Origin of the sequence: Bacteroides sp. PHL 2737, assembly GCF_004115325.2 — a bacterium.
In the GTDB taxonomy this organism is placed as follows: Bacteria; Bacteroidota; Bacteroidia; order Bacteroidales; family Bacteroidaceae; genus Bacteroides; species Bacteroides hominis.
In genome coordinates this window covers 2803958-2817602 of sequence record NZ_CP040630.1, presented here as the reverse complement: position 1 = coordinate 2817602, position 13645 = coordinate 2803958, and the positions used below count along the sequence as shown (strand labels likewise).

Below are 13645 nucleotides of genomic sequence, written 5' to 3'. Positions count from 1 at the left end.
AATGAGCCGGAATTATTCCATCCGTCATTTCATTCATCACTCTGATTCAGAGAAAGTAAGTTATGATAATAAACTCTGCCAAGTTTATTTAGTATGTCCGGCCGAAGTGACTTCGTCCGGACATTTTAACAGTAAAAAAACGAAGATGAATATATTTAGATTGCCTAAGCTACTACACGCCTGTGTTGCTTTCTGTTGCTGCCAGGGGCTTACCGTTTCACTTTTCGCCCAACAGCAGAAAGTAGATACCGCCCGTATTTATTCAATCCCCGAAGTAACCGTTGCCGAAGCTTACCACACCCGCGAAGTAAGAGCGATGGCTCCCACCCAAGTGTTCTCTAAAGAAGAACTCAAAAGCCTCAACGTATTGCAAGTATCGGATGCCGTGAAGCACTTTGCCGGAGTTACGGTGAAAGACTACGGCGGCATTGGCGGACTGAAAACCGTTTCATTGCGAAGCCTCGGAGCCGAGCATACCGCCGTGGGATATGACGGAATAACAATCAGTGACTGCCAGACGGGGCAGATCGACATCGGACGCTTCTCACTGGACAATGTAGACCGTCTCTCGCTCAGCAACGGACAGAGTGATAATATCTTTCAGCCCGCAAGGTTTTTCGCTTCCGCCGGGATACTGAACATACAGACGCTGACACCGCAATTCAAAGACAACCGGCGTACCAACCTGAGCGCCTCGTTCAAAACGGGTTCGTGGGGACTGGTCAATCCGTCTCTCCTGATCGAACAGAAACTGAACCGGAAATGGGTACTCTCCGCCAACGGCGAGTGGATGTCGGCTGACGGGCACTACCCTTTCACATTGCATTATGGCGAAAACAATGACCTGAGCTCGCGCGAGAAACGGAAAAACACGGAAGTGAAAAACCTCCGTGCCGAAGCGGGATTGTTCGGCAACTTTTCGGATACGGAACAATGGCGGCTGAAAGCCTACTATTATCAGTCGTCCCGCGGACTGCCCAATGCCACCACTTATTATTACGACTACTCTTCACAGCACCTCTGGGACAAGAATGTCTTCGTGCAAAGCCAATATAAGAAGGAGTTCAACCGCCAATGGGTTTTCCAGACTTCGGCTAAGTGGAACTGGAGCTATCAACGTTACCTCGATCCTGATTATAAAGGTTCGGAAGGCAAAACGGAAAACAGTTATTATCAACAAGAGTATTACCTCTCGGCTTCGGCGCTCTACCGGGTGCTCAGCAACCTCTCATTTTCACTCTCGACGGACGGGAGCATCAACCGGCTGAACGCGAACCTGAAAGATTTCGCGTATCCTACCCGCTATTCGTGGTTGACGGCCTTTGCCGGAAAATACGTCAACGACTGGTTGACCGCTTCGGCCTCGGTACTGGCAACGGTCATCAACGAGGAGGTGCGCCAAGGCAGCGCCGCAGCCAACCGACGGAAACTCTCTCCGTACGTCAGCGCGTCGTTCAAGCCCTTTGCCAGCGAAGAGTTCCGCATCCGCCTGTTCTATAAAGACATCTTCCGGTTGCCCAGCTTCAACGACCTGTACTACGGACAGGTGGGCAACACGAACCTGAAACCGGAAAGCACGACACAATACAACTTAGGACTGACATACAGCCGGTCGATCAATGAACTGATCCCCTATGTATCCGTCACGGCAGATGCTTATTATAATAAGGTGAAAGACAAAATCATAGCCATACCCACCAAGAACCTCTTTATATGGAGTATGGTGAACCTCGGCAAAGTGGACATCAAAGGAATCGACGTTGCCGGAAACATCAGTCTGCAACCCTGGGAGAAACTACGGGTGAACCTTTCGGGGAACTACACTTACCAGCGCGCATTGGATATGACCGAACCGGGAGGAAAAACCTACAAGCAACAAATCGCCTATACTCCCCGTGTATCCGGATCGGGACAAGCCGGTATCGAGACTCCGTGGGTGAACCTCTCCTACTCGTTCCTCTTTTCGGGCAAGCGCTATATGCTGGGGCAGAACCTCCGCGAAAACCGGCTGGACAGTTACAGCGACCATAGTATATCCGTCAGCCGCGATCAGCGCATCCGTAATGTAAACACATCCCTGACAGTGGAAGTGCTGAACCTACTGGACAAGAATTACGAGATAGTAAAAAACTTCCCCATGCCGGGACGCTCAGTGAGAGTGACGATGAAAGTAAGATACTAAAGATACTTCAGACATTGAATCAGTAATTATCAAAAGAAACAGCAATATGAAAATGAACCCATTTAATAACAGCAGAAGCAATACTTCTCCTCGCTTCCGGAGAGGAGCTGGAGGCGGGAGCTTCCTTTTCCTCCTCTTCCTGCTTCTCTTCGCTTCGTGTGACGACCTGGAAGACACGGATACTCCTTCGGGCGGTGGCGACGGTATGCCTGTCGAAACCGGAACAGCCGAACTCTACATTCTCAGCGAAGGGCTCTTCAACCTGAACAACAGTTCGCTCGCTTTGTATTCCTTCAAGAACAATCAGCTGAATACCGACTACTTCCGCAGCATCAACCGACGCGGCCTGGGAGATACCGCCAACGATATGGCCATCTATGGCAGCAAACTCTATATCGTAGTCAATGTATCGAGCCAGATAGAAGTAGTCGACTTGCAAAGCGGAAAGTCTGTCAAACAGATACCGATGTTATCGGAGAACGGCAGTTCCCGGCAACCCCGTAACATCGCCTTCGAGGGAGGAAAAGCATACGTATGCTCCTTTGACGGAACCGTTGCGCGGATAGATACCGCTTCCCTCTCTATTGATGCACTGACCCGGGCAGGCAGGAATCCCGACGGCATTTGTGTGCAGAACGGGAAGTTGTATGTCTCCAACTCCGGAGGCCTGGACTGGGAAGGCATCGGGGTAGACCGTACGGTATCTGTGATCGACATCCCTTCTTTTACCGAAATCAAGAAGATAGAAGTAGGTCCCAATCCGGGAAAGATACAGGCCGGACCGGACGGAAACATCTATGTAGCCACGCACGGCGAGAATATCGAAGCGGGGAACTATCACTTCGTGCAAATAAACGGTCATACCGATCAAGTGGTACGGACCTTCGACGAAAAGGTGTTGAGTTTCACCATCCACGACAACATGGCCTATTTATACAATTATGATTACCGGACTCAGGACTCGCAAATCAAAGTGTTCAACCTGAAAACCGGAAAGACGGAACGGGAAAACTTCATCACGGACGGCACCGCGATACGTACTCCTTACAGCATCAGTGTCAACCCTTACAGCGGAAACATCTACATCACCGACGCTTACGACTACAAGGTGAAAGGCGATGTGCTCTGCTTCAGCCCGCAGGGACAACTTATATTTAAGTTGCCCAATGTGGGAATCAACTCCAATACCGTCCTGTTCCGGAACAAAGCCTCGCAAGGCAATCCCGACGAAAATCCCGCAGACCCGGAAGCAGGTGCCTTCGCTAATAAAGTATTGGAGTACAATCCGGCGCCATCACAATATATGAATACCTCTTATACAGCTTACGAAGAGGGATTCACCGACGTTCAAGTATTGGCACGCGCCACCGAACTGCTACAGGATCGTACCACCTGCCTCTTCACTCTCGGAGGATTCGGGGGCAACATTACCGTGGGATTCGACCATACCATCCCCAACGTCCCCGGTGAATATGACTTCAAGATATACGGCAACGCCTATTATGATATGTATGGCACGCTGCTGGATAAACCCGGAGGAAACTCCGAACCGGGAATCGTACTCGTATCCAAAGACACGAATGGCAACGGACAGCCGGATGATGAGTGGTACGAATTGGCAGGAAGCGAATATAACTCGCCTGCCACCATCCGCAACTATGAAATCACTTACTACCGTCCCACTCCGACAGACGGGGATGTGAAGTGGAAAGACAATCAAGGCAAAGAGGGATATATCTACCGGAACACGTATCACACCCAGGGTTCTTATTATCCGGCATGGATGCCGGACCAAATCACATTCCGGGGAAGCCGCCTGGCGGACAACTCCATCAACGAGCCGCGTCCGGGCATGCCCGAGCACTGGGTAGGCTACTGTTATGCCTGGGGATATGCCGACAACCATCCGAACAATACGGAGTATTCTCAATTCAAGATAGACTGGGCGGTAGATAAAGACGGCAAGCCGGTTCATCTGGACGGTATCGACTTCGTGAAGATTTATACAGCCGTCAACCAGAACTGCGGCTGGCTGGGTGAAGCCTCTACGGAGATACAGGCGGTGGAAGATTTACACTACAAGAAATAAAACCAAGTGGAAAAGAGATAAGAAATGAACATTTACCAATTACTTAATTTAATGACTCAAAAAATGAAAATGAAAAAGTATCTATTGCTATTTGTGACAGCATTAGCGTTAGGATTTGCTTCTTGCTCGGATGACGAAACCATCCCTAATCTGACGGGTATCGCCATCGAAAGTGAAGGCGGAGTGACCGAAGTTATCCAAGGTGGAACACTCGCACTGACCGCCAACTATACAAGCAACGTGAACCCCGAAGTAAGATGGGAAGTCAACGGAGAGGTGAAGTCAACTGATAAGGAGTTCAGCTTTACTGAAGCCGAACCGGGAAAATACTATGTAACTCTGGTGGTATCTACGGAAGTAGGAGAGAAAAGAGTAAACCTTCCGGTCACCGTATACGGCAAATACAAATATGGAACCTTTGTTCTGAATGAAGGCAACTTCGGCAATCCTCCCAGCTCTCTCATCTTCATTTCTCCGGAAAATGAAATGACGGAAGAAGCATACTTCGAAGCAAACGGTACACACTTGGGAGTTGTATCACAAGACCTGTTCATTGCAAACAATAAGATGTATATCATTTCTCAGAATGGCGGCGAAGACGGTATGCTTGTAATTGCCAATGCCGAAACATTGAAAAAAGAGAAAGGATTCAGCAAGGATCAACTGGCCGACCTCAATTGGCCTACCCACGTAGCCGCTCTGGATGATTCACACGTATACATCCGCGACAATAACGGCGTGCACTTGTTCGATCCGACAACAACCTCCCTGAGTTTAATAGAGGGAACAGACGGAGCGATAAAAAACAGAATGGCGGTAACAGCCCAGAAAGTATTTGCAGGAGCCAACAACAGTCTACTGGTGATTAAAGATAACAAAGTGATAAAAACCATCGCTTTGGAAGGCACACCGACAGGAGTTGTAAAAGCTTCGGACGGTAATGTATGGGTTTCTGTCAACAGCACTCCGGCAAAGATTATGAAGGTATCATCTAAGGACTACTCAATCTTGAAAACGAATAAATTAGGAAGTTTCCAGGTATCAGCCGGCTGGGGAGCTACTCCGGCAATCAGCGCCAAAGGTGACAGCATTTATTTTGGTAACAACAGCACTACTATCTATCTCCATGATTTCGCGAAGAATCAGACCAAAGAGCTGACTAAAATCGGTGATTACATACAAAATGCCACAATGACTTACAATAACCTTGCAGTAAATCCGAAAAACAGTGATGTATACGTCACTACAATCAAAGGTTACGGTAACGATTACCTGACCAACAGCATCGGCGTATTTAACTTCACAAGCGGTACTACTAAATTGGTGCAGGATTACAAAAATGCGACTCGCTTCCCCGCGGGAGTATTCTTCACTTACGACTTTGAATAAAAGTAAAAAGGTGTAGTCCCCGGCATACCAGGATATAACCATATTAAAAAGGGGATGTGTCATCATTCACCACAGAGTAACACAGAGTTCCATAGAGCGAACTTAATCTATTGATTTATCTGTGTAGTCTGTGGTGAATACGAATTTCGACACACCCCCTTTTTATTTTTTAATACTGCACCGGTGGTGTACTCCAGCTACCGGACAGCGTCAGGTTATCGGTTCCAAGCAAAGGAAGATTCACCGGAACGGTAACCGTTATATTGCCAATCAATAATTTAACGGTTCCATTCAACACGGGACCGAGTAAGGGGATTCCTCCCAATATACCATCCAGGTTAGCAATATTCTTCAACTGTACAGAGAGTGTCAGCGAATGGTTTCCGTCGTTCTGCTGTGCATACGATTTCAGCCCCAGGCTGACAAACGAATAGTTCGAACGATACCTGTAATTCGTATTGACTGTTGCCTGTATCGGATCTGTGATATTCACAAATACTCCATTCAGCAACAACGGACCGTCAATCACATCGTCCACCAACAATCCGGAGATCAGTCCGGGTTTGGCAACATGAATCTCCCGTACGTCATAAAGGCCATGAAAACCTCTGATCAGAATATCCTTCTCACTATTCGTCGTACCGGGTGTAGGTGTGAATCCATACCGGAAACGATGATTACCCGTATAGAAATCCTTCACATTCAGGTCTAAGTCCACAGTCTTAGGGAAATTGTTTATGGTCACTAAAGCATAAGCAGCATCACTGCCCCTCCAGGGATTCAGTAAATCGCCCAATGCTCCCAATGCACCATTCTGCGTAGCATTACCGGAGAGAGTCAGCCCTATCTGATTGACCAACCCTTGCAAAAGTTGTGCATACAGTACATCCACGACCGGTTCGACCAATGCTGCCACCACCAGATTGACTGCGGCATCGAGTCCGCCAACAACATTATAGACAGCATTACCAACCACTCCCAAGTCCATTGCCGTTTTCAGTAACCCTGGCAAAATGCCTTGTACCGTCGTCCGGATTATATTCCTATATCCTATTTGCGTCACAATATTGTTGGTCAAAGAATTCAAAGCGGTTTGTGCATCCACAAACACTCTTCGCAAATTCAGCATACTGATAATGCGTTGCAACAGTACATAAGGCTGAGCAGAGGTATCCGAGAAAGATACATTGGCCAGATAAAATTCCGAAGTGTCGGTAAACTCCGCACCGGGTAACACGATCCGGGCATTCGCACGTGTTGTCTGGTAATTCGTCAACACATCCGCATAGTTGGTTCCACCGCCCGAAACGGGAATCGGGAACTGTGTTTTCTCTACATTGGCCAGAAATACAGCTGTATACTGTCCTTTCGGAAGCGTATCTTTCAAGGCAGCCATCGGCCAGGAAGGAGCAGCATCCGTAGTCTTCAGCACCACCTTTTCTTTCACAAACTCACCTGTCGACTTATAAATGACGTAACGCAGGTGACGAACCCGTGAATCGGTCCCCGTGACGGGCGTACGGGTATCCGCTCCTCCGTATCCGGCAGAGAAGGTTACTTCAAAATATCCGTCGGGCAAGTCCGAAGGCTTACCTTCCGGAGGAAGTTGCCCGGAGTCTTCACCGGGCACTTCGACCAGCTCTTTCTCACATCCCGTCAGGAAGAGAGAAAGAAAAAGGCTTATCATTATTATCACTTTCGTTTTCATCTCCGGTTCTTTTTGCTTTCAGTTTCTATTGAAGGCCATCCCAGGCATTGTCATCCAAGTTGATGTTTCCTGCCAAAGTGAAACCTATATTGATATTCGCATAACTTCCAGTCACTTTCACCCAATGATTAGGAGTAAAAATAATCCGGTTTCCCGAAACCACACCGGGAGTATCCGGCAGTTTCACCGTATAACGTTCGGTGAAGATTCCATAAGACACATCCAGATAAAACAAGGTCTTTCTACTATCCGGAATAGCCAGTAGAAACTGGTTGAAACTGACTTTCCCCGAGACCGGTGCCTGAGTAGCCAACGTCTTCGTACCGCTGTCACCGGCTGTTTGCCATGTCAGTGCCGCCCCATCCGTTGCACGGGTAGCCGTCACAAGTTGCTCGGCTATCAATGTCATAGAGTTGACATATGCGGGAATATTGGTCACTTCGAGCGTTAAACCACTAACCAGCCTTTTCAGTGTACCTGTCACATAATTGATTTGCGAAGGTTTAAAAACAGGGCCAACCAACGTTGTACCCTGGTAACCGTTTCCGAAACACGAAAAGAACTCCGGAACTACCGTCGAATTGACCGGTTGCAAATACAAATTAGCCAACGTAGCCGGATTACCAGTCGAACCGATATTAAACCGCTTCGTTGCACCTCCGCCACTGGCAAAATCATAATCACTCCGATTATATCCGATCACCAACAACTGATAGGTAGAGGCTGCTGAAAGATTAAGCATCGTGACTACTGCCGGAAACGAATTGACATCCAATTGTCGGGCTGCGCTATATTCCGGAACGAAATTAGCTGCATCGTTTGGCAATGCTTCATCCGTTTTCCGAAACGGCAGAATCAGTATCCTGTTGACAGAGAGAGCTGCATCTCCCGGCGCACGACTCATGACCCCGTCCCGCTTTATTTCAAAACGGACCGGAACCCCTTCTTCCAAGGGGAGTTCGGCAACATCATCTGTTGAGCAGCTGCCCAACAAGAGCGTTGCCAGAAATCCCGTCAGAAGGATAGTTATATAGCCTGCCTTTCTCATAGCCATACCATGATTCTGTTTTTGAGTTACTTTTACTGAATTACCAGGTTATGTATCAATTCCCATGCCGGACTGATAGTGATCACAATATTCTGATCGGTCAGCAAATCTACCGGAGCATCATCATCACCCGGGTTACCCGGTGTTCCGCCATCCACACTACCCGTAGCACCTTTCACACCTAATGCATAAAAATGATTTGCCATCAGATTAAACTGTGTTGCTCCCGAACTATTAGTGTCGCTCACGGTCCACTCTTTTATAGCGGTACCACTCGCATCATAAAGTCCTAAAGTCATGCTCACGCCACTAACCGGCATATAGAACGAACCTCCCAATTGTGAATTAGGCACTTTCACCACTCCCTGTCCGGACAAATCGTTGCCCACATACACGCCGTTGGAAACAGCCTGGCCGGAAAGATCCATATCTATTATATTATAAGGAGTAGCGGCAGTATTGATACCTACACCATTAGTCAGATTCACCTGCTGATTGGAATTGCTGACTTTCAGACGCAAATACTTCACAGTGGTTCCGTTAAGCACTTGAGGAACATTCTTGAAGTATCCCAGTACACCGGCCACCTTACGGGTCATCTCAATGCTGACACGAGTTCCGCCCTGAGCCATTACTTCCGCATCGGCCGAACCTGCAAAGATTTCCGATTCATCGCCCGAATTCATAATAGTAGCAAGCATATCCGTATAATTGGTATTACCGGAAGTCGGCGTAGTCACAGAGAAGCGATCACTTGCGTCACGGCCTACAGCCAAAAACTTATATACCCCTACAGGAAGCTTGTCAGCATCGGGAACGGCAAAACGTTTAAAAGTAGTACCATCGGTCCAGCCGGTGATATCATAGGTCTTTTGATGCAGATAAGTCGAACCGTTCTGCATAAAAGCATAAACACTGACACGAGTGACATGCTGTGTAGCCTCCTGGCTATACACCGGCATTCGGGTTCCAATCCCATCTGTCAGACCATTAACCGCGGACAGTTCAAATGTAATCCCATTATTTTCAGGATTCACTTCAGACGAAGGATCATCTTCGCTGGAACAAGCAGCAAATACAAAGAGGCTTGCTGCCACCAGAAACATTAATTTTTTCATAATAGCAAAGTTTAGTTTAAATAAATAGATAAGGAAAAAGAGATCAGTAGATATCCAGGCGATGTATCGTGAGCCATTCCCCACGGATAAACATTTTGATTTCCCAGATTCCTTCTGATGTATTGTAGTCTATAGAGACAGCGGTTATTTCATTGCGCCGCATGTCCACTTCCATTTCGGGCAATTTCAAATAAGGAGATTCAGAAGCTCTTGTATCGGTGGCATAGAAAGTTAAAGCTAACTTTGAATGTCCATCTACCGAAGAGGGTGCAAGCACTGTCTCCAACATATTGGTAAATGGCACACTTTTGTCAACCTGCGTGCTTCCGCTATAATTGAGATCGGCATCCACCGACTGATAAACGTGGTTTACATGTTGTTCTATCCGACTTATTTCAGCCGGGAAATTGGAACAGAGTAACAACAGCTTTCCCTTGGTACGTTCCAATGTCAATTCTTCTGTCTGATATTCGGGAGAGAAATGCAAGACACGGGTCGCCACATAAATATCCGTATGCTCCTTCCCGTCCTGATGCAAAATGCCGGCGGGGTAATCAGTAGTCAGGTTCCCCCAAACAGCCAATTTATAATCACCATCGGGTATTCCGGCGAAAGAAATAGTATACTCCTTATCTTCACCATTGATTTGAACAATCTCCGACTCTTTTTTCAATGCTCCGGTAGAAGCATCGTACAGAGCATAATAAATAGTTCCCGTATAGGTGCGGAAAGGCTGGTTCTCGTCTACGCTGCCCAGTTGCGGAAACTGCGATATATTCAAATAGTTCTTGTCCTTAACAGATACCCGAACCGAGTAAGGTTGTTCTACCGGACATTCGTCTCCGCAAGAGGAAGCAAGTACTATGCCAACTACCATGCAGAAGATCTGTATTACTCTTCCATTCATAATCTCTAAAGTTTAAATATAAAACAATTCGTTCATTCACTCAGAAATCAGTATCCCAAATCAAGATACTCCCATATGGTAGTTTTGCAGGCGGAGCGCTGTTGCCCCGCATTTGTCCAATATCAACAGAAAGAGTATGCATTTGTTTTGCCACGAATCATTATTATCTGTTAAAATTATGACCGGTATACAATTGTTTAAACGATTCATAAACAGGCAATCGGAGGGAACAAAATATCACCTTCAAATGTTGTAGAATCAAACAATTTTTAAAAGAAAAATGATTATGGCTGAAAATTATGAACTGATAGACAATGAAGAAAAACATCAATATGAATTCCATATTGAAAGTTATACTCCCCGAATAGAATACATCAAATCCTCGAATGGTGAAATCTACCTCACGCACACCGAAGTCCCTGCCGCTTTAGGGGGGCACGGAATAGGTTCTCAGCTCGCAGAAAAAGTCCTTACCGACATTGAGCGGCAAGGTCTGCGCTTGGTTCCTCTTTGTCCGTTCGTTGCGGGATACATACATAAGCATCCGGAATGGAAACGCATTGTACTTCGTGGTGTTCACATTCAATAATATAAAAAACAGTTATGGGAAAACAAATAGAATACAGCAATGGCGAACTGACCATTGTATGGCAGCCGGAGCTTTGCCGGCATCTGCGTGAAGACATTGCCCAATGTGTATCACCCTAAAGAACGTCCGTGGATAAAGATGGAAAATGCTACTACCGAAGAACTGATTGCTCAAATCAAGAAGTGTCCATCGGGGGCTCTAAGTTATAAACTAAAGAAATAAAAAAATCTCCGGGAGCCTTGTTTAAAAGATGTTCCCGGAGATTCTTTTGTTTTTATCCGTAGTCATAGATGATTTACAAAACTTAATTAGCTTTTCTAATCACTCTGAATTCGCATTTATCACTCCCTAAAAGACCTGTTCCATCCACTCCCTCCGCCATGCCAATGAAACCTGTATTGATATCCGAACAATAAAATGAAACGGTGGCTTCTCCTTTCTCATCCGTCACAACCATAGGCGAGCAAAACAATGTATTGCGGGCATCCGGTATAGGCAACTGCATGTCCACTTCATCCGGTTGATAGAATTCGCGAAGAGCATAATATCCTTTCGTACGCCAAAGGTTATTCATGCGGAGCAGTTCTTTTTCAGAATATATGGGGCCGTGATATGTCACAGTCTGCCGGTCTATAACACTGAAGGCATTGCCTCCCAAATGCTTGAACTTCACAATTTCATACTGTTTTCCTTCCACCGGTTTAGTCCTTTTATCAGACGGTTCACCACAAGGTTTCCACCAAGGATGGGCATCATATCCGGGTTTATAATTTTGCAGATAGCTACATCCGCAAACATAAACATTTTCCATGCTCATCTGTGTCATGCTGTCTAACCGCCCCATAAACTTATCTCTAAATGGTCTGCGTGCCTTACGGCTGACTACGACTTCATCCAGCAGGATTATACTGTCACTGCTTACAACCGGCATATCAACGAACTCTTCTTTCACCGCCTGTGTCCGGACTGTAACCGAATGACCGGGATATTTCTTTCTTCTCACACTGTCAATCACCGGAAAGTAATCTACGATCTCCAGTTCAGGCTTAAACTCTTTCGACAACATTGGTTTCAGATAAATATATCCACCACGAAGCTCTTTCATCCGATTCGTATCAATCGTGAAGTGTCCTACCGAGTCTGTCCACAAGAACGCAGAATTACCTTCAGCACCCGTAACCTGAACAAGTTGCTTATCCCCCTGTTTTTCTCGGCTCTTTTTCCTGCCTCCTGTAACCTGAACTCCTGATATATCATCGCTTAAAAACGCTTCTCCCTGATAAACCGGGCCATTAAACTCCCAGATATATCGTCTCCACCCCTGTGTCAATAGCAACAAATCCATTGCCTGCACACGATCTTTGTTCCTTTCATCAAAATAATAAGACGGACGATGAACTGCACCGCGTATCTGCGACGACAGATAGCAATGGGTCAGAATATTCACAGGATCAACCGGATTACTATATGCTTTATCAAAAACGCTAATTCCCAGATTGACTTTTACAGGCCGGTTCTTATCATCCGTAACCTTAATATGTAAGGCCGCTTTTTCACGAAGAGCGTAGCTTTCCTTCTCCGGTACGATACGAATATGCAGTTTCTTTTCGGGATGTACATACACCAGCCTCTCGGCAACCGGCTTCATTGCATTGTCAAAGAGGGTAAACTCGACTATCCCCTGATAAGGAAACTCGGCCAGAGGCATCTTTATCTTCAAACGGTCTTTAAGCATTCCCTTTGCAACACAACACACCATCCCCCGCATCTGACCCACCAAACAGACTTCCTGATCAGGCAAATCTTGTGTTTGAGAGATGATAAACTCCAATTGTTCCTGATCCTGTTTCAATAATCGCAGTGCTACTCCTTGTTTATACACCTCAGGCAAAAGGTAACTATGTCCATCCTTCAGCTCTATCCGGTATTCTTTATCGGCAAACGGAGTAAAAAGTAACTTTCCCATTCCGTCATGGCTGCTTTTGAATGGCATAAGAGGAAGTCCGCCTTCACACAGCACCCCTTCCACATCGACCGGATACCCTTTCGTGTCAGTAGCTTTGAACGCCAGGCAAAACGGCAAACCCGAAACCAGATTTCCGCCTTCGGGGAAGAGTTCGAATCTTAAATCACCTGTCTCCTCTCCCTCTTTTGCCGGAGTATTATAGCTGATGTTCTTTAATACTTTGATTTTACGTACCGGAGATATTCCGACCGTATCTTTATAATAGGAATGACGGGTATAGGCTTCCAACCGATAACTCCCTTCCGGCAGTTTCGTATCCACATATATGTGGCCGTCTGCAATACCGTTTTCTATGGGATACTTCTCTTGCCAGACTACACTGTCTTTATCACTCAACATTTGCAGATAAAGTGTCTTGCTCTGGGTTGACAAACCGAATGATTTCGCATCAAGCTGATATGCTTTAAACCAAAGATCTTCTCCCGTTTCATAAATCTCCTTACTGGTCTGCAAATACACCAGTTCAGAAGGATAACCCGAAAAGCGTTGGCTAACAGATGTAAATAAGGAATCGACACGATTCTGAGCAGCAACTCCCATACTGTAGCCAATGACAAGCACCAGCAATAAGATACGATTTATCATTTTG

Annotated in this window: 9 protein-coding genes and 1 pseudogene; 5 read left to right on the top strand and 5 right to left on the bottom strand. The window is 46.4% G+C overall.

Features of this window, described 5'->3' with window-relative positions:
- The first annotated feature begins 145 nt into the window (after positions 1-145).
- From DBK98_RS11510 to DBK98_RS11500, 3 genes are all read left to right on the top strand, one after another.
- Entirely contained in the window at positions 146-2182 is a 2037-nt protein-coding gene (locus DBK98_RS11510; protein WP_033572636.1) for a TonB-dependent siderophore receptor, read from the top strand.
- Between the two features lie 46 nt (positions 2183-2228).
- Positions 2229-4271 carry a DUF5074 domain-containing protein gene (locus DBK98_RS11505; RefSeq protein ID WP_032536335.1) on the top strand — a complete coding sequence of 681 codons (2043 nt, stop codon included), beginning with the start codon at positions 2229-2231 and terminating at the stop codon, positions 4269-4271.
- Between the two features lie 69 nt (positions 4272-4340).
- On the top strand, positions 4341-5660 hold the full coding sequence (locus DBK98_RS11500) for a DUF5074 domain-containing protein (RefSeq protein ID WP_234072635.1): 1320 nt from the start codon (positions 4341-4343) through the stop codon (positions 5658-5660).
- Between the two features lie 169 nt (positions 5661-5829).
- On the opposite strand, the gene DBK98_RS11495 is transcribed toward DBK98_RS11500, so the two are convergent.
- The 4 genes from DBK98_RS11495 to DBK98_RS11480 are packed head-to-tail and all read right to left on the bottom strand — an operon-like array spanning position 5830 to position 10441.
- Complete coding sequence (locus DBK98_RS11495; RefSeq protein WP_032536336.1) at positions 5830-7368, bottom strand: FimB/Mfa2 family fimbrial subunit; 1539 nt, start codon at positions 7366-7368, stop codon at positions 5830-5832.
- Between the two features lie 25 nt (positions 7369-7393).
- Positions 7394-8422 carry a hypothetical protein gene (locus DBK98_RS11490; protein WP_032536337.1) on the bottom strand — a complete coding sequence of 343 codons (1029 nt, stop codon included), beginning with the start codon at positions 8420-8422 and terminating at the stop codon, positions 7394-7396.
- Positions 8423-8448: 26 nt separating this feature from the next.
- Complete coding sequence (locus tag DBK98_RS11485) at positions 8449-9534, bottom strand: FimB/Mfa2 family fimbrial subunit (protein ID WP_032536338.1); 1086 nt, start codon at positions 9532-9534, stop codon at positions 8449-8451.
- Between the two features lie 43 nt (positions 9535-9577).
- Positions 9578-10441, bottom strand: coding sequence for a FimB/Mfa2 family fimbrial subunit (locus DBK98_RS11480; RefSeq protein ID WP_032536339.1), 864 nt, complete (start codon positions 10439-10441; stop codon positions 9578-9580).
- A 286-nt stretch (positions 10442-10727) separates the two neighbouring features.
- Between DBK98_RS11480 and DBK98_RS11475 the strand changes: the two genes are divergently transcribed.
- Both DBK98_RS11475 and DBK98_RS11470 read left to right on the top strand, forming a co-directional pair.
- Complete coding sequence (locus DBK98_RS11475) at positions 10728-11030, top strand: GNAT family N-acetyltransferase (RefSeq protein ID WP_005776345.1); 303 nt, start codon at positions 10728-10730, stop codon at positions 11028-11030.
- A gap of 14 nt (positions 11031-11044) precedes the next feature.
- Positions 11045-11252 (top strand): annotated as a pseudogene (locus DBK98_RS11470) ((4Fe-4S)-binding protein).
- A gap of 82 nt (positions 11253-11334) precedes the next feature.
- Here DBK98_RS11470 and DBK98_RS11465 read toward each other — a convergent pair.
- Complete coding sequence (locus DBK98_RS11465; RefSeq protein WP_032536357.1) at positions 11335-13641, bottom strand: hypothetical protein; 2307 nt, start codon at positions 13639-13641, stop codon at positions 11335-11337.
- Positions 13642-13645 lie beyond the last annotated feature (4 nt).